The 17031-nt window shown below is 51.7% G+C and carries 15 protein-coding genes; 5 read left to right on the top strand and 10 right to left on the bottom strand.

Going from position 1 to position 17031, the window contains the following annotated elements:
• Positions 1-85: 85 nt before the first annotated feature.
• Complete coding sequence (locus tag DEF47_RS11480) at positions 86-2611, bottom strand: U32 family peptidase (RefSeq protein ID WP_012188259.1); 2526 nt, start codon at positions 2609-2611, stop codon at positions 86-88.
• A gap of 466 nt (positions 2612-3077) precedes the next feature.
• On the opposite strand from DEF47_RS11480, the gene DEF47_RS11485 reads away from it, so the two are divergent.
• The 3 genes from DEF47_RS11485 (at position 3078) to DEF47_RS11495 (ending at position 4874) form a co-directional block, all read left to right on the top strand.
• Positions 3078-3680, top strand: a complete 603-nt coding sequence (locus DEF47_RS11485; protein ID WP_012188260.1) for a superoxide dismutase — start codon at positions 3078-3080, stop codon at positions 3678-3680.
• 70 nt (positions 3681-3750) lie between these two features.
• Positions 3751-4152, top strand: a complete 402-nt coding sequence (locus DEF47_RS11490; RefSeq protein ID WP_012188261.1) for an EVE domain-containing protein — start codon at positions 3751-3753, stop codon at positions 4150-4152.
• Positions 4153-4268: 116 nt separating this feature from the next.
• Positions 4269-4874, top strand: coding sequence for a DUF333 domain-containing protein (locus DEF47_RS11495; RefSeq protein ID WP_012188262.1), 606 nt, complete (start codon positions 4269-4271; stop codon positions 4872-4874).
• Positions 4875-4920: 46 nt separating this feature from the next.
• On the opposite strand, the gene DEF47_RS11500 is transcribed toward DEF47_RS11495, so the two are convergent.
• The 6 genes from DEF47_RS11500 to DEF47_RS11525 form a co-directional block, all read right to left on the bottom strand.
• Positions 4921-5607, bottom strand: coding sequence for a hypothetical protein (locus DEF47_RS11500; RefSeq protein WP_012188263.1), 687 nt, complete (start codon positions 5605-5607; stop codon positions 4921-4923).
• Between the two features lie 31 nt (positions 5608-5638).
• Complete coding sequence (locus tag DEF47_RS11505; RefSeq protein WP_012188264.1) at positions 5639-6547, bottom strand: undecaprenyl-diphosphate phosphatase; 909 nt, start codon at positions 6545-6547, stop codon at positions 5639-5641.
• A gap of 190 nt (positions 6548-6737) precedes the next feature.
• On the bottom strand, positions 6738-7844 hold the full coding sequence (locus tag DEF47_RS11510) for a DegT/DnrJ/EryC1/StrS family aminotransferase (protein ID WP_012188265.1): 1107 nt from the start codon (positions 7842-7844) through the stop codon (positions 6738-6740).
• An 88-nt stretch (positions 7845-7932) separates the two neighbouring features.
• The gene (locus DEF47_RS11515) at positions 7933-8655 is read right to left on the bottom strand and encodes a response regulator (protein ID WP_012188266.1); all 723 of its coding nucleotides are present in this window, start codon (positions 8653-8655) and stop codon (positions 7933-7935) included.
• A gap of 22 nt (positions 8656-8677) precedes the next feature.
• Positions 8678-9691, bottom strand: a complete 1014-nt coding sequence (locus DEF47_RS11520) for a sensor histidine kinase (RefSeq protein ID WP_012188267.1) — start codon at positions 9689-9691, stop codon at positions 8678-8680.
• A 282-nt stretch (positions 9692-9973) separates the two neighbouring features.
• Entirely contained in the window at positions 9974-10420 is a 447-nt protein-coding gene (locus DEF47_RS11525) for a VOC family protein (RefSeq protein WP_012188268.1), read from the bottom strand.
• 131 nt (positions 10421-10551) lie between these two features.
• Between DEF47_RS11525 and DEF47_RS11530 the strand changes: the two genes are divergently transcribed.
• Positions 10552-11511: a helix-turn-helix transcriptional regulator gene (locus tag DEF47_RS11530; protein ID WP_012188269.1), complete on the top strand. Its 960-nt coding sequence runs from the start codon at positions 10552-10554 to the stop codon at positions 11509-11511.
• A 50-nt stretch (positions 11512-11561) separates the two neighbouring features.
• Here the strand turns inward: DEF47_RS11530 and DEF47_RS11535 are convergent, their stop codons facing one another.
• The 3 genes from DEF47_RS11535 to DEF47_RS11545 form a co-directional block, all read right to left on the bottom strand.
• The gene (locus tag DEF47_RS11535) at positions 11562-12563 is read right to left on the bottom strand and encodes an NADP-dependent oxidoreductase (RefSeq protein ID WP_041305323.1); all 1002 of its coding nucleotides are present in this window, start codon (positions 12561-12563) and stop codon (positions 11562-11564) included.
• 88 nt (positions 12564-12651) lie between these two features.
• On the bottom strand, positions 12652-13461 hold the full coding sequence (locus DEF47_RS11540; RefSeq protein ID WP_012188271.1) for an SDR family NAD(P)-dependent oxidoreductase: 810 nt from the start codon (positions 13459-13461) through the stop codon (positions 12652-12654).
• 62 nt (positions 13462-13523) lie between these two features.
• Positions 13524-14117, bottom strand: a complete 594-nt coding sequence (locus DEF47_RS11545; RefSeq protein WP_287045139.1) for a TetR/AcrR family transcriptional regulator — start codon at positions 14115-14117, stop codon at positions 13524-13526.
• Between the two features lie 322 nt (positions 14118-14439).
• Between DEF47_RS11545 and DEF47_RS11550 the strand changes: the two genes are divergently transcribed.
• Positions 14440-17025 carry an SUMF1/EgtB/PvdO family nonheme iron enzyme gene (locus DEF47_RS11550; protein ID WP_012188273.1) on the top strand — a complete coding sequence of 862 codons (2586 nt, stop codon included), beginning with the start codon at positions 14440-14442 and terminating at the stop codon, positions 17023-17025.
• Positions 17026-17031 lie beyond the last annotated feature (6 nt).

Raw genomic sequence — 17031 nt, forward strand, 5'->3', positions numbered from 1 at the left:
GGTTTCAGGGGCTAGGGGCCAGAAATTGAGGAATTTAGCATTACTTTTTCTGACCCCTGACAACTAGCCCCTGACCCCTTGCTCACTACTGCATCAATGGTACGCGCAGATAATCATTGGGAATAAACAAACTGCCTTGGGTGATGCCCTGCGGCGCTGCCTTGCGTAATTGCTCGGCCAAAACACTGCTGGGTTGTTGGCCGAGCAAGGTGCGATCAAAGGCTGCAATAATTGCCGCTACTTGTTCAGCCGTTTCGTGCACAAATTCCAAGCGATAATGCACAATACCAGCAGCTCGCCAAGCATCAAGATGCTCCACAGCCGTTTGTGCTTCAGCACCAAACACCGTATTGCGACAGCCAACATCAGCCATTACTGGATGCGCCCGCCCATTCAGATCGCGTAACTCGACCCGATGCTTCTCGCAGGGATGGCCACAATCTTTGAAGCTCGTACCATTTGAGAGGAAGCGGCAAAACACACAATGCTCGGTGTGGAATACAGGCAAATGTTGATAGGCGATCACTTCAACCGCTGCACTGCCCAATTGCTCAGCCAAGGCCGCAACTTGGGCCGCATTCAAATCGTGGGTCGGCGTAATCCGCTCTAAGCCTAATTCGAGCAGGGTGTTGGCGGTAATGCTATTGGCGGCGTTCAGACTAAAATCGCCAATCAAGGCTGGGTGTTGCTCTTGGCGCAAGGCTTCGAGTAAGCCCGTTGAACGTACTACAATTTCGCAGCCAAGCTTGAGCAAAAAGTGAATAATTCGTTGTTCGCTAGGTTTGAGCACCCGTGGGCTAGCCACGCGCACCGTAATTCCATGAGCTTGGACTAACTCGACTGCTGGCTTCAAGCCATACAATTCCAAATAATCGAGGGTGATGCTGTCCGGTTTGGCGGCGATGGCAGCTTGTAATTGCTCAGGCGTGCGTACCAAAATATGCAATTGAGGCGTATTGCTGAGGCTTGGAGTTGCTTGAACAGTTTGCTGTGCTTGGGCCAAAACCTCAAGTGGCGCTTGAATCTGGCGCGTTGGCGTGGCGGCTTGCAAGGCACTAAGTTGTTCGATTGCTTGGCGGCGCAGGTTATTCAGCAACGAGCTGGGCACAAACGGCTGGCCACTACTATCAACATTCATTTCGGCCAAACTGTAGGCGGTATTACCCAAACGGCTAGCTTGATCAAACAGAAATTCGTTGGTCAAGGCGCGGTTCTGCGAGCGTGGCAATGGCTCAGGCGATTGCACGGTTACGCTGAATTGAGGATAATTGCTGACCGTCCAGGTTAATTGTAAAGGCTGGCCTTCGTGGGCTACAACATGCACCTGCAAAGGTTGTTTGGCGACAGGCGCGGCGGCCTCTAAAAACGGCTTGGCAGCGCGATCAAGCTCAGGATCGTGGCTACGCCAAATCAAATCGCCAATGCGAATGCGGTTAGGCTTGATTGCTTGCGGACCGAAACGTAGCTCAATTTCGCCAGTTGGCAAGGCTTCGATGCCATAAATTCGCCCACCTTCTTCACGTTCTTCAGGGCTGCGCCAGTTGGCGGCATCAAAGACCACGCCATCGCCAGCCTTGAGCGGGGCGATGGCGTGATTTTCGTGGGGCTTGAGCACAATCCGTTCGCCATAGATATCGCTGACAGTACCGATCAATACGCCACGGTGACGCGGTGCACGGCCATTGACTACGGTTTGATGATTGGTTCCGCCGATGAAAAATGTGCCTAAGCCACGCGAATAGACTTGCTCTAATTGCAACTCTTCGGCGGGTGTAATGCTCAAGGGCAAGCCAGCCCAAGCCTCATCAACCGCCTTGCGATAGGCGCTGGTAGTCAAGGCCACATAATCGGCATCTTTGTAGCGGCCTTCGATTTTCAGCGACGAAATACCCAATTTGATAATATCGTGCATCAAGGGCACAGCATACAAATCGCCTGGCGAGAGCAAATACCGTGCATCGGCCAAGGGTTTGTGCTTGCCATCAACCAATAATTGGTAGGGCAACCGACAGGCTTGAGCGCATTGGCCGCGGTTGGCACTACGCCCGCCCCATGCTTCCGAGGAGAAACATTGGCCCGAATACGAGACGCACAAGGCTCCATGGACAAACATTTCTAGCTCGCAATCGGTGGCTTGGCGAATTGCGGCAATTTCAGCCAGCGATAATTCACGGGCCAAAACTACCCGATTGGCTCCGAAACGACGCGCTAATTCAACCCCTTCTGCGCTGGTGATGCTCATTTGAGTGCTGCCATGCACTTCCATTTCGGGGGCGATTTGGCGGGCAAGCTGAGCGATGCCAATATCTTGCACAATCACCGCATCGGCTCCAGCCTCGGCAATTGCTGCCAACGAGCGGGTGGCTTCGCGCAATTCGTGTTCAAACACCAAGGTATTGAAGGTCACAAAGCCGCGCACACCACGTTGATGCAGGGTACGCATTACGTCGGGCAACTCGCTGAGCGTAAAACCCACCTTGGCGCGGGCGGTAAAATGCTTCAAACCAAAATAAACCGCATCTGCACCTGCTTCGATTGCGGCATGCAACTGCGGCCAATAGCCCGCTGGACTCATCACTTCGGGCTTGGAAAAACGGCGTTGTTCGCTCATGAAGTTCCTACATCTATTGTGGTAGCAATTGGGATTGCATGGGATTAATCATCGTTGGGATTAAGCTTAACACATTTTAGCCAATTGGTTATTTTATGATCTTCTCGCTGACCTCTAATATCGGTTTCCTAGCTCTTTGATTCGCCACCCTTCCGTCCCTCCGCCGGAGGGAAACGCAGTGGGTTTTCATCCCCCTGCACCCCCTAAAGTTCAATTTTTGATTTTCAGTGGTTGCCTGATGAACCTAAAACTGAGTGATTCCCGATCCCCAGCCTGCGTGCTTTTTGCGTTCTTCGCGGTTCCTGTTCCCTAATCCCTGACCCCTGCTATCTGAACCCCGAACCCTGATTTCAAATGTGCCCATGATTGTGCATCAAGCATGGCCCAACTTCTGCTACAATAGAAGTGGGAACCGTGTGTTGATGCGTGCAAAGTCGCATCCTTGAGATCAAAAGGAGTCCATACAATGGCTTTTGAACTGCCAGCGTTGCCCTATGCAACCGATGCCTTAGAAAAAGCAATCGATGCGCAAACCATGGAAATTCACCATGGCAAGCACCACGCTGCCTATGTGAATAACCTCAACGCTGCCTTGGAAAAATATCCCGAATTGCAAAGCAAATCATTGCACGAGTTGATCAGCGATTTGAACAGCTTGCCCGAAGATATTCGCACCGCTGTGCGCAATAACGGCGGCGGCCATGCCAACCACAGTTTGTTCTGGAACATCCTCAGCCCAAACGGCGGCGGCGAACCAACCGGCAAACTTGGCGATGAAATCAACGCGACCTTTGGCTCACTCGATGCCTTCAAGGAACAATTTGCCAAGGCTGCAACCACTCGCTTCGGCTCAGGCTGGGCTTGGTTGATTCGCACTAGCGAAGGTAAATTGGCCGTAACCAGCACCGCCAACCAAGACTCACCAGTCATGGAAGGCCAAACTCCCTTGTTGGGCTTGGATGTTTGGGAACACGCCTACTACTTGCGCTACCAAAATCGCCGCCCCGACTACATCAAAACGTGGTGGGAAGTGTTGGATTGGAACAAAGTTGCTGAAAACGATAAGTAAGCCTGATTAACCACAGGTTTGAGCACGGGTGGTTGTTGCCATCCGTGCTTTTGAGTTAAGGAGGATACAAATGGCGTTTTGGTTGCTCAAAACTGAGCCAAATGAGTTTAGTTGGGAGGATTTGCTGCGCGATGGTTCGACGGTTTGGAATGGCGTAACCAACGCCCAAGCCTTGATTAATCTGCGTGCCATGCAGCTTGATGACCAATGTTTGATCTATCACAGTGGCGATGTACGGGCTGCTGTGGGCATTGCGCGGGTTAGTCGCACCGCCTACCCCGACCCCAACAGCGAAAACCCCAAGCATGTAGTGGTCGAGATTGAGCCAGTTGGCCCGCTTGCTCAGCCAGTAAGTTTAGCCCAAATCAAAGCCGAACCCAGCTTGGCCGATTGGGCCTTGGTGCGTCAATCGCGGCTTTCGGTTGTGCCATGCAACCCTGAACAATGGGCTTGGATTATCGCCCAAGCTTGATCCTAAAATGCCGTTGCCAGGTTGGGAACAATCTAGCTAGCTAGCACGTTAGGCTAGTGCAATTGCAAACAACGAGAACGTTCTCCCGTGGAAATCTGGCAATGGAGCTAAAATACATGATCCGTCAATCAATTCTTGGTTTGGGCCTTGGGCTGTGCGCGAGTCTCTTGATCGCTTGTGGCGCGAATCAACCAACCGCCGTGCCTGCGGCCAATATGGTTAATCCGGCTTCGGCATTTTGTACGCAAAACGGGGGCACGCTGAATATTCGCCAAGACGCAGCTGGCAATCAAACGGGTTTTTGTGGCTTTCCCGATGGCAGCGAATGTGAAGAATGGGCCTTTCAGCGTGGCGAATGTCGCCCAACCAGCCAAAATCAAGCAGGCAGCGATGCCAGCGTCAAGCGGCTGACCATGCAAGATAACAATAGCAAAATTACCCTAAAAAAAGGCGAGATCATCGAAATTGTGCTGGCAAGCAACCCCAGCACGGGCTTTGCTTGGAGCACTGGCCCTGATGCTGGCAAACTGTTGCAGCAACAAGGCGCAGCGCAATTTCAATCCTCAGATCCGAATCCAAAACCAGGCTCTGGCGGCACTGAAACCTTCTATTTCCAAGCGGTCGAAGTTGGTTCAGGCAGTTTTGCCTTGGCGTACCAGCGTGGCTTTGAGAATGCTGACCCCAACCAACTCTTTTTAATTGAGGTTGAGGTTACCGAATAACCAAACTTGCCAAGCAAACCCTTCTCTCGCTCCTAGGAGAAGGGTTTTACTTTGGTTTGGTGGTGATAATTGCGGCTACCCGCAAGACCTGATTACTGGTACTTGTGTTGATGATTGCAATCTCCAGCTGTGGATTTGAACGCAGGCGCTTATCAATCTCTTGGTTGAGGGTTGAGCTAAGCATATTTTCAATGATCGAGCCTGGGATGCTCAGCCGACCATTTTCACCTAGACCAACATGTTCGGTTGTTACCACCAACTTGCCATCGATCGCGGCAATTTGGGTACGGGCTTGAATATCTTGCACGCCAACCAAGGGCAATGGGTAGCCTAGCGTGACAGTCATTGCCACCCCGCCCTTGGGATGATTGCCCAAAATCACTTGGGGATTTTGAAAATCAGGGTTGGTCGCAATCGCTTGTTCGATATAGCTATGATCAATATCGACGCTGATATCAGGTCGTTCGTCGGGTACTGGCGACGGCGTGCGAGCCTCATTCGTGCCGCCAAAAATCCACAAAGCGATAATCCCGATGAGCGGCAAGATCAAGCCTGTACTTAGAACGCCCAGAATAAAACTCCACCATGATTTAACCCAGCGCCGCCGTGGTTTGGCTAGTTTGGCTTGCGGCAATGGTCCAGTTGCGGCACTTGGCTGATTAATTTTTGCACCACAGGCAGTACAATGCTGAGCTGTATCCCGAATGTTGGCTTGGCACGCGCTACAAATCATGCTTCCTCCTGCACGGATTGCGCCAGAATAGTTAGCGGGCGAGATAGACGGCCACAATCACCGCTGCAATTACAAGGCGGTAAATAATAAACGGCAAAAACGAGTTGGTACGAACATAGCGCAGCAAAAAGCCAACCGCTAATGCTCCCACCACAAATGAGACGCTAATTCCCAGCCAAAAGGGTGCAGTCAATTGCGAGCTATCAATATCGCGCAATTTAAGCACACCTGCCCCAAAGGTAATGGGAATTGCCATCAAAAACGAGAAACGTGCGGCAGTTTCGCGGGTAAAACCCAAGGCACGCCCCATCGTCATGGTACTGCCAGAGCGCGAAACGCCAGGAATTAATGCCAATGCTTGAGCGCAACCAACCAACAAGGCATGTTTCCAAGTCAAGTCGCTCAGCTCATAACGGCGCGGGGCAAAGCGATCAGCAATATAGAGCACAACGCCCATAATGCTCATTGTGCCAGCAATCACCAAATATTTATCAAGAAAATACTCTTCCGCCAAACTATCTAAGAGCAAACCGACAATCCCAGCTGGAATTGATGCCAGCACGATAAACCAAAACATGCGGCCTTGTTGGCTGCGTGGTTGATGCATATGCATAATTAAATTCAGCCAATCGCGCCAAAAAAACAACAGCAAAGCAATTAATGTGCCCATATGCAGCGCAACATCAAAGGTTTGGGTTTGAAAAAAGGGATCTTGCCAATCAAAAAACCATGGCACAACAATTAAATGTGCCGATGACGAAATTGGTAACGGCTCGCCCAAGCCTTGGACAATGCCCTTGCCGGCGGCAATTTGATACTGGCCTGTTAATAAAAAGGCCGTCACCAGTGTCAAAAGCAGCACAATCCCCAAAGGAATCCAAAGTTGTAAGGCCTCGCGACGTGGCGATAAGTCGGTTTGTTCGAGTGATGTCTGAGCCATACCTCATCCTTGAAATGTTCAAATTAACGATCATCGAACCGATGATCAGCGTTTGCATTATACGCAGGATGCAGCGGATGGCAATTGAAGCAGTGTGGGGTACAAATAGGCGCTTGAGGTATGAATGCTAGGCAGCAGCGATTAATGCCGCATATTTGTTTGGCTGCTGCCCAATGAGCGGTAATACTTGTTAATCAGCAAAAAAAGCTTGAATACAGTCGATTACCTGATCAACTTCGGCATCGCTGAGTTCAGGGTAGCATGGCAACGACAGAATTTCATTGCTTAAAGCTTCGGTGATCGGCAAGCTCACATCTTGGTAGCGCTCGGCCCAAGCTGGCTGTTGATGGTCGGCGATTGGGTAATGCACATCGCTGCCGATACCTGCTGCTTGTAAATGTTGGCGCAGGGCATTGCGTTGATCGGCGGCGACGCGCACCACATACAAATGCTGGACATGCTGAGCAGTATTAAGTTGTGGGCATTGCAGCGGAGTTGCGGCTAAACCAGCGTTATAACGAGCAGCAAGGGCTTGGCGACGGGCATTTTGGGCATCAAGATGAGCTAATTTGACGCGCAAAATGGCTGCTTGAAGTTCATCGAGGCGGCTGTTGGTGCCTTTTTCGATGGTTACTTGATATTTGCTGGACCAGCCATAGGTGCGCAATTGTTTGATTTGGGCGGCTAAGGCATCGTCGTTGGTGATAATGGCCCCGCCATCGCCCAACGCTCCTAAATTTTTGGTTGGGTAGAACGAAAATGTGGCTAAAGCGCCGAATGTGCCGACGTGTTGGCCTTGGTAGCGTGCCCCGTGGGCTTGGGCACAATCTTCGAGCACTGGCAATTGGTGGTCGGCGGCAATCGCCAAAATCGCCGAAAGATCGGCAACCTGACCATACAAATGTACCGGCACAATGACTTTGGTGCGTGGGGTAATCGCAGCCGCTAATTGACTGGGATCAAGCGTATAGCTCACAGGATCAACATCAACATAGCGTGGAGTTGCGCCAACGGTATGGGTGGCGAAGGTGGTGTAACTGCCAGCGTTGGCTACGGTCAGCACTTCGTCGCCAGCTTGCAAGCCCAAGGCCCGTAGCCCTAAAATCAAGGCATCGGTGCCAGTTGCCAGGCTAATGCAATGGCGTGCGCCACAATATTCTGCCCATTCAGCTTCAAAGGCGCGAACTTCTGGGCCCAAAACAAACCAACCGCTGCGCAACACCCGGGTGCTGGCTGCTTCGATCTCCTCGGCCATGGTGGCGACATGTCGCCCAAGGTCGTTAAATGCGATCGACATTACTCTGCTCCAAAAAGAACAGCCTCGCTACTGCGAGGCTGCGAATTAACAGCGATAGGCCAACTTTAACCGAGAGCAGGCTGGTTCGTCAAGCGGTGCGGCTGCGGCTTTCGCGACTTTCATCATAGCCTAGTTTGATCCAGCCTTGTTGAATAGCGTGAATAACGGCCATCGTGCGATCGTTGACTTGGAGCTTGCTAAGAATTGAGGTGATGTGGTTTTTGACGGTTTGGCCGCTGATCGACAGCTGATTGGCGATTTCTTTGTTGGAAAGGCCACGGGCAATACAATCGAGAATTTCAATTTCGCGGCTGGTCAATGGCGCAAACATCGACGAGGTATCTTCGCTGTTGTTAGCCACGTTAGAAAGCTCGCGGAATTGGTTGAGCACGCGGGTGGCCACATGCGGCTTTGACATGACGCTTTCGTTGATCACATAGCGGCCATGGGCAACATCGCGAATCATGCCCACCAGCTGCGTGGGATCGATTTCCTTGGAAGCGTAAGCAGCAGCGCCAGCCTTGATGGCGTTGAACAATTGCTCATCATCGTCGTGAATACTCAACACAATGATGCCCATGCGTGGAGCTCGGCGTTTGAGCACGCGAGCAACTTCCAAGCCATTCAAGCCTGGCAAATTAATATCTAGCAACACAACATTAGGGCTGAGGGTTTCAGTGAGCTTAATGGCCTCAGCGCCATTTTCAGCTTGGCCGATCACCTCGATATCTTTTTCTTGGCCGAGGCTCCAGCAGATGCCTTGGCGAAAAAGTGGATGATCATCAATGATAAGAACGCGAATTAGCTCCATGGGTATCTCCTTCTGGATGAGCTTAGATCGTAATCCGAATAGTAACTTCAGTGCCAGCCCCGGGGCGTGAAGCAATTGCAAAATCTCCGCCAAGTAAGGCGACTCGTTCGCGCATACTGGTCAATCCCCAACTCTCTTTGCCAGAGCGCCGCACAACTTCTCGTGGATCAAAGCCCGGGCCATCGTCGCGGATGGTGACGATCAGCAGGTTGCCTTGCAACATACTGCGGATCAAAACATTGGCATTGCGAGCATGTTTATGGATATTTTGCAATGCTTCTTGTGTTACCCGATAGAGCACAATCTCAGCTTCAGCCGGAAGGCGGTTTGGCCAGTGGAGCAGGTCAATCGTAACTTTGACCTTCGTGGTTTGTTGGTATTTTTGAACATAGTCAGCGAGGGCAGTAGGGAAGCCTTGGTCGAGCGCGCCCGGCCGTAAATCGGCGATAAAGCCACGAACTTCGTGCAAGCCTTGGCGGGCAGCGCTGCGTAGTTCGTGCAAAAATGGCTCGATCTGCGGCGAATTGCTTTGATGCAAATTCATAGCATGTTCGAGGCCCATCAGTACGTTCGCTAAAACTTGGGCTGGCCCATCGTGTACTTCACGGGCCAGGCGTAAGCGTTCGTCTTCACGGCCTTGGATAATTTGACCACGTAAGGCCAAGGCCCAAGGGTCATTTTGTTGGCCTATTGTGGTTGTGCCACTGAGGCTGGTGCTGCTCATTTCGATCTGGCGAATTAATTGTTCGAGCCGCTTGAGGGCTTCGGCGGTGGCACTGGTTTCAGCATCGAGGTTGGCCATTTTGCTGCGTAGCTCGGCCTCTTGTTGGCGCAACCGCCCGACCGCTGGCGTTCCAAGTTGCTCGGCGAAGGTGCGCTGAACCGCTAACTCATCGGCAGTTCGATACATCTGACGACCTTGTTGGGCAATTGCCGTATGGCGCTCGCGCAGTTGGGCGGCCTCACCTCGCAAGGCCTGCAAGGCATTTGCCAATTGGGTCTGTGCTTGTGCAAGTAACGCTGCTGCATCGGCCACAAGGACTTCCTTCCTACATGGTGCTAGTTCTGAGATCTGAAGTATAGCACGCTGTACGGGTGATGCAACAGCCGATTGGCGATAGGAATAGGGGTGATCTTAATCGGTGGATGGGGTCAAAAGTTAACAATAATTAATCGCTCGGTTTTTTGGTGTAGTCTAGCCTATTAACCATCAATAGTTCCAGCCGACGGAATAGCCTGCTTTTCAGGGCGAATCTATTCCGTCGGATGCTAGAGATGCTGATTAGGGGGTTAGATAGATTAATTGGCGCTTTAACCGCTATACCACATCGACAACCCAGGTAATCCCAAAACGATCGGTAAGCATGCCAAATAGCTGTGACCAAGGCGTTTGGGTAATCGGCTCGATGATTGTTGCCTGCTCAGCCAGTTTGGCCCACAACTCCATAACCTCGTTAACCTGTTGCCCACGGAGCGAGATAAAGAATGATGCTTGAGTCAGCGTTAGCCCATGGGCGCGGGAAGTCACGGTTTGTAGTGCGGGTAGCTGCTCTGTGGTTGGAACATCGTAGGCCATCAGCCGGAAACCGCTGGCCGTCGTTACTTGTCCCCACATAATCGTATCAGCGATCGGCGTGTCTTTTGGTGCACCAACGTCAGCGTAAGTGGTAAGCACAAGCTCCCCTTCGAACACAGCCTGATAAAACTCAAGCGCTTGACGGGCATTGCCATGAAAGTTGAGATGAGGGGTAACAGCGATCGTCATAATTTGCTCCTTGGTCATTCACGACTGTCACTATTTGCTGTGTCAGTCATTCATAAATTGATCTTACTCCGTGAGTATAATGTATAATGCGGTCAGAATTAGACCTAATTAATTCAAGGAACTCTAAATCGATGTATAGCCCAACAACCCGTTTGTTAACCATCCTTGAGCTCTTACAATCGCATCAGCGAATGCGCGGTGCTGAACTTGCCAGCCGCCTCGAAATTAGCCAACGCACCGTGCGTCGCTATGTGGTGATGCTCCAAGATATGGGAATTCCGGTCGAGGCTGAACGCGGCCCTGATGGTGCTTACTATCTTGGGCGCGGCTATACCATCCCACCCCTGATGATTAATCCGACTGAGGCATTGGCGCTGGTACTGGGATTGCGCATGATTCACGCTTTGCAATTTCCTGTTGATGCGACCGCAATTGAGGGTGCGATCGCCAAACTCGAACGGGTTATGCCAACAATTCTGCTTGATCAGGTACGGGCTTTTCAAGAGGCGATTACGTTTCATGTTGCTCCACCGCCTGCCCTCTTGCAGCCAAGCATCGTCGCCAGCTTAAGTGTGGCGGTGCATACGCGCCAGCAGGTATGGCTGAGCTATCAAACATACAATGGGGATGCATCGGTACGGGTGTTTGATCCCTATGGCATCGTCTATTATCAAGGGTATTGGTACAGCGTTGGCTATTGCCACCAACGCAATGATCTGCGCACGTTTCGCATTGATCGCATTCAAGAGCTAAAGTTGCTTAATCAGTCATTTGAGCGTCCCCAAGATTTCGATGCGTTACACCATATGCACACCACGTTGGCCACCATGGCAGGGCCATATGCGGTTGAGATTGTTTTTGCAGCAACCATGGAACAGGTGCGCCATGTGCTGCCACCCGCAGCCGGAACCTTTGAGCAAAGTGAGGTTGGGATTATTTGGCGGCGGGAAACCTACGAATTAACCTCGATTGCCCACCGCTTGTTACAAATCGATCTGCCAGCTACTATTCGCCAACCCTCTGAATTAAAGGCGATGATGCATCAGCTGGCAGCGAAGGCGCTAGGAATGACGCTTAATCAACATCCATAGATGGACATCATTTAACAGAAAAATGTGCCCATCTACTAAACAAAGCGCGGCTAGCGCATCGTGATGACGACCTTGCCTTTTACGCGGCCTGTTTCAACGTAGTCCAAGGCCTCTTTGGTTGCTTCAAAGGCAAAGCTCCGATCCACAACGGGGTGGATAATTCCAGCGTCGATCAACGAACTAAGTTCGCTTAGCTGCTCGCTGTGCGCCCGCATAAACAGAAATGAATAGCGTACTTGCCGTTGTTTAGCTTTTTTGCGAATGCGATAGCTCAAAAAGCGCAAAAGCATGCGAATAGGCCACTTCGCGCCAATTTCTTGCGCAAACGTGGGATCAGGCGGCCCTGAAATCGAGATTAGCGTTCCGCCAGGCTTTAACACGCGAAGCGATTTTTCGACGATCGCTCCCTCTTGACTATTCAAGACTACATCATAGTCCTTCAGGATTGTTTCGAAATCCTCGGTCTTGTAATCAATCACAATATCGGCCCCAAGGCGCTTCACAAAATCGAAATTTGCCTTGCTCGTGGTTGTTGCGACAATCGCTCCCACATGTTTGGCCAGCTGAATTGCAATTGTCCCAACTCCGCCAGAACCGGCCTGGATGAAGATTTTTTGGCCTTTTTTGAGCTGTGCTTGCTCAATCAAGGCTTGCCAAGCGGTTAGGCCAACCAACGGGAAGGAAGCTGCTTCGGCCATGCTCAGTTTTTTGGGCTTGATCGCGACATCAGCTTCGTTGATTGCAATGAATTCGGCAAAGGTTCCAATGCGGTCGGCAGCTGGCCGAGCATAGACCTCATCGCCTAGCTTGAATCGCTGTACCTTTGCTCCGACCTTAACCACAACCCCAGCGACATCATTGCCCAAAATAAGTGGGAAGCGATATGGCAAGATAGCTTTGAACTCGCCATCCCTGATTTTGTTATCCAACGGGTTAACGCCAGCGGCGTGGATCTGAATCAATAAATCAGTATCCCGCAGTTCTGGAATTGGCAGATCGCCAGCCCGCACACGATCCTTGTTTCCATAGCGCTCGATGAAGAAGGCTTTCATCATAATGTGTTGCTCCTATTGTTGTATTTGGTGCTGCTGATGGGAATTTCGTTTCCTATCAGCGTGCTGCCGTTCGCAGTTCACGAGCCTAGGCAGCGGTCTTGTCACCGCTGAACAGACGGCGTTTGAATGCCTCAAATACTGCTTCGGGGAGCACACGCTGGAGCATCAGGGCGATGGTTCCATCCACGCCAACGGGATAGCGCAGACGGGGTTTGCTAGTTGCGGCCTGCAGGATTACGCGAGCCACCGTGCCAGGCTCCAGCCCCTGCTTAGCATTTGTGGCGAGGCTTTGCTGCGCACGCTGACGACCAAGGGTATAGTCATTAATCAGGGTAGTCGGCGGCTGGGTGACAATCGGGGTATTCACATAGCTTGGCTCGACTAGTGAGACGCTCACGCCAAACTGCCGAACCTCGGCGCTAAGAGATTCGCTCAGGCCTTCTAGGGCAAATTTGCTCGCACTATACAGGCCACCATATGGAGGCGCGATGTGCCCGACAATTGAGCTAACATTGATAATGCGTCCGCTGCCTTGTTGTCGCATAATCGGCATTACCGCCTTGATCATGCGAATAACACCGAACAGATTGGTGTCGAACTGAGCTTGCGCATCGGCAATGCTACTCTCCTCAACCGCACCAAACTGCACATAACCTGCATTATTGATGAGGATGTCAAGTCGTCCAGTCTGGCCTAGCAGCGATTGAACTGCGGCATGCACCGAGTCGTCCGAGCGGACATCCAGCGGTAGCCAAGTAAATGAGTGCTTGTTCGAAATCGGGTTGCGGCTCGTGCCGAAGACCCGAAAGCCATGGGCTGCTAGCAGTTCCGCTGTTGCTTGCCCAATCCCCGATGATGCGCCTGTGATGAGCACGACCTTTTGTTGCGATGTCATTAATCTGTTCCTTTACGAATGGTTATGTTTGAATAATCGTTCAAACATGAAGTCAAAAAAATTTAGTTGAAAATCGATAAAGCTGTTTTCACGATATCGTCGAGCATTCCCCGCTGTTGTTGGCTCCGCGCTAGCACGCGCAGGCTGACAAAGGTTGCTACCAAGAAATGCGCCAATTGATGGGGATCGTGTTGCCACGAGAGCTCACCTGCAACCTGCGCTTTGATCAGCAGTCGATAGAGTGCTTCTTCGAACTCATTCAATGCCGACTGGATAATCCCGTTAACCGCATGATCATGTGGAGCTATTTCTAAGGATGCATTAACCAAAAAACAGCCACGCCGCGCTGGGTCGTGCAGCAAAGCATCAACCTGGGCTTGGAAAAGCTGGCCTAATACAACTTGGAGTGAGCCAGTTTGCGCCAAAATAGTCATAGTTTGGGCTTTAATAGCGGCAGTATACTGATTAAGCGCCGCTAGGTACAGCGCATGTTTATCGCCAAACGTTCCATAGAGGCTACCGCGCCCGATTCCCGTAACTTGGACGAGATCTTCGATTGATAGCCCTTCGTACCCACGTTCCCAAAAGGCGTTCATGGCTTTTTCGAGAACCCGTTGAGGCTCAAATGCTTTCTTGCCTGCCATAAGTCGTCTCATACTCCTGCTTACAGCGAAGTATAGCATATGTTGGAACGATAAGTCAATGATCATAAATGGAAGTGCTAGACCAGATCGTGCTCATTCAATTGTGCTAAGAATAGAGGTGCAGTCGTTTTAACCTCAAACGCTTGCGAGTAGCGATCAACGAGGGCCAGCTTGCCTGTCGGCTTGGGTTATCCAAGGCGAATCCCCTCTAGGGGTTGAGTGTCAAGGGTTTTCAGCTGGTTATCAGTGCTAAATAGCGCATTCCAACGATTGAGATGGCTTGATCGGGGTGCTACAATAGGATGACAATGCTGCTGCACAAGAGGCTGAATTCATGGTTTGTCCACGCTGTTCAACCGAATTAAAAACTGGGGCACGCTTTTGCCCCAAGTGTGGTGCTGGTCTACCCCGTTGGACTGGCCGCCTTGCCAATGGCGATGTATTGATTGATCGCTATGTGGTGGTACGCCCGTTGGCCCGTGGTGGCATGGGGGCAGTCTATTTGGCAACCGATCGGCGGCTTGGTGATGCTCCAGTCGCACTCAAAGAGATGACGGGTTTGCATCAACCAGGCGATACCGATGCTTGGGAACGCGCCGTTGGCGAGTTTCGGCGCGAGGCTTCGCTCTTGGCACGCTTGAGCCACCCCAATTTGCCGCGCGTGATCGACCAATTTCGCCATGACGAGAATGAATTTTTGGTGATGGAATATGTCGAGGGCCAAACGCTCCGCGCCGAAATGGAAGGGCGTGCTGAGCCATTGGCCTTGGAAACGGTGATCGATTGGATGCGCCAATTGACCAACGTGCTGCAATACTTGCATAATCAAAATCCACCGATTATCTATCGCGATCTCAAGCCGCCGAATATTATGCTGCGCCCCGATGGCCGAATTGCCCTAATCGATTTTGGTATCGCTCGTTTGTTCAAACATGGCCAAGAAGGCGATACGGTGATTTATGGCACGCCTGGCTATGCGCCGCCTGAGCAATATGGTTTCGGCCAAACCGATCATCGCTCGGATATTTATAGTTTGGCGATGGTGATTCACGAATTGTTGACCCGTTTTGAGCCAGCCAAACGTGAAAGTACCCGTCCGCCATTGGCGCATAATTTGCGTAATACTGTGCCACCTGCCTTGAGTGAGGTGCTGCATCGAGCTATGCATCCTGATCCTGCTGATCGTTATCAATCGATGCGCGATTTTCAAATGGCAGTCGATAATTCATTAAATCAAAATCAGGTTGCCGCCTTGCCCGATGCCACGGTGCTACATCAAGCGACGATTGCCAAACCCAAAGCTGCAAATTGGTGGTGGCTGGCGCTGGCCTTGGTTGGCCTTGGCTTAATTGGCTTCTTGCTGGCCCGCACCTTTGGCGTGTTTTCGCCGGAAGTTCAGCCAACCAGCGTGGCCCAAATTACGCCTAGCCTAGCTGAGCCGACTCCGATCGAAGCCACAGCTGTGCCGATCGTGATTGGGCCAGCTCCTCCGGGGATGCTGGCGATTCCTGGTGGCACATTTGTGATTGGCAGCGATGCTGGCTCACCTAACGAGCAGCCAGTTGGTCGCGGCTATCTGCCAACCTTTTATATTGATCGCACTGAGGTGACGGTAGCAGCCTATCGTGCTTGTGTCGAGCAACAACGCTGTAGCGAGCCAGTTGATCGTAGTTCGCTGACGGTCGCTGATTATTACGATAACGCCCAATATGCTGAATATCCGATGATTAATGTTTCGTGGCAACAAGCGTTGACCTATTGCCAAGCCCAAAATAAACGCTTACCTAGCGAGGCCGAGTGGGAGCGGGCGGCGCGGGGCGCTGAAGGCCGTATCTATCCATGGGGCGACCAGTGGGATGCCAGTTTGCTGAATGCTTGGGGCGCTGGAGTTGCTGGCGATACCCAAGCAGTTGGCAGTTATCCCAATGGCGCTACACCTGAAGGCGTTTTAGATTTAGCAGGCAATGTTTGGGAATGGACGAGCAGCCTTGATTTGCCTTACCCCTATAATGCTGCTGATGGCCGTGAAGTGCCAACCCAACCTGGCTCGCGAATTGTGCGCGGCAGTTTTAGTGGCACGAATCCTGAGAATGCTCGCGCGGCGGTGCGCGAACGGCGCGACCCTGAATTGCCCTTGAATATTATTGGCTTTCGCTGTGTGACCAACGATTTTTATGTGCCCGAAGGCATGGATTTTATTGCGGGCGGGCGCTGGACGATGGGTGCAACCGCCGAAGATTTGGCGCATTACAAAGAAGTCTATGACTGGCAAGGCTTGCAAAACGAAGAACCAGCAACCCCAATTTCGACCACGGCCTTTTATCTTGATCGTACCGAAGTGACCAACCAAGCCTATGCTGAATTTATCAATGCGACTGATCGTGCCGCCCCGACCAATTCATTTGATCCGGTTGGGCTTTCGTTGTGGCTGCCAGATCGCACCGTGCCAATTTCGCTGAGCCAACATCCAGTTGTCAATGTAACCTGGGATGATGCCCGCAGCTATTGCGAATGGCGTGGTAAGCGATTGCCGACCGAAGCCGAATGGGAACGAGCGGCGCGTGGCGATCAGCGCACGATTTTCCCATGGGGCGATCAAGCTGATGCGAGTTTGCTTAACAACAAGGATTTTGGGCCAGGCCGAACTATGCCCGTTGGCACATTGCCAAACGCTGGCCCCTATGGCACACTAGATCTTGCAGGCAACGTGTGGGAATGGACGCAATCGCTGTATATTCCCTATCCGTATCATCCCAATGATGGGCGCGAGTTGCCGACTGGAGCAGGTTCGCGGGTGTTGCGCGGTGGTTCGTGGTTCGATGATCTGATGTCGGCACATACCACAGGCCGCAATTCGTTCCGCCCCGACCTTGCCAATATCAATGTTGGGTTTCGGTGTGCACAGGATGTTGCACCATAAGCTAGA

The organism is Herpetosiphon sp. (assembly GCF_003512625.1).
Classification (GTDB): domain Bacteria; phylum Chloroflexota; class Chloroflexia; order Chloroflexales; family Herpetosiphonaceae; genus Herpetosiphon; species Herpetosiphon aurantiacus.

Bases quoted from the DNA above. Each gene is read 5' to 3' on its own strand.
- DEF47_RS11480 (WP_012188259.1), bottom strand. From the start codon at position 2,611: ATGAGCGAACAACGCCGTTTTTCCAAGCCCGAAGTGATGAGTCCAGCG.
- DEF47_RS11485 (WP_012188260.1), top strand. From the start codon at position 3,078: ATGGCTTTTGAACTGCCAGCGTTGCCCTATGCAACCGATGCCTTAGAA.
- DEF47_RS11490 (WP_012188261.1), top strand. From the start codon at position 3,751: ATGGCGTTTTGGTTGCTCAAAACTGAGCCAAATGAGTTTAGTTGGGAG.
- DEF47_RS11495 (WP_012188262.1), top strand. From the start codon at position 4,269: ATGATCCGTCAATCAATTCTTGGTTTGGGCCTTGGGCTGTGCGCGAGT.
- DEF47_RS11500 (WP_012188263.1), bottom strand. From the start codon at position 5,607: ATGATTTGTAGCGCGTGCCAAGCCAACATTCGGGATACAGCTCAGCAT.
- DEF47_RS11505 (WP_012188264.1), bottom strand. From the start codon at position 6,547: ATGGCTCAGACATCACTCGAACAAACCGACTTATCGCCACGTCGCGAG.
- DEF47_RS11510 (WP_012188265.1), bottom strand. From the start codon at position 7,844: ATGTCGATCGCATTTAACGACCTTGGGCGACATGTCGCCACCATGGCC.
- DEF47_RS11515 (WP_012188266.1), bottom strand. From the start codon at position 8,655: ATGGAGCTAATTCGCGTTCTTATCATTGATGATCATCCACTTTTTCGC.
- DEF47_RS11525 (WP_012188268.1), bottom strand. From the start codon at position 10,420: ATGACGATCGCTGTTACCCCTCATCTCAACTTTCATGGCAATGCCCGT.
- DEF47_RS11530 (WP_012188269.1), top strand. From the start codon at position 10,552: ATGTATAGCCCAACAACCCGTTTGTTAACCATCCTTGAGCTCTTACAA.
- DEF47_RS11535 (WP_041305323.1), bottom strand. From the start codon at position 12,563: ATGAAAGCCTTCTTCATCGAGCGCTATGGAAACAAGGATCGTGTGCGG.
- DEF47_RS11540 (WP_012188271.1), bottom strand. From the start codon at position 13,461: ATGACATCGCAACAAAAGGTCGTGCTCATCACAGGCGCATCATCGGGG.
- DEF47_RS11545 (WP_287045139.1), bottom strand. From the start codon at position 14,117: ATGAGACGACTTATGGCAGGCAAGAAAGCATTTGAGCCTCAACGGGTT.
- DEF47_RS11550 (WP_012188273.1), top strand. From the start codon at position 14,440: ATGGTTTGTCCACGCTGTTCAACCGAATTAAAAACTGGGGCACGCTTT.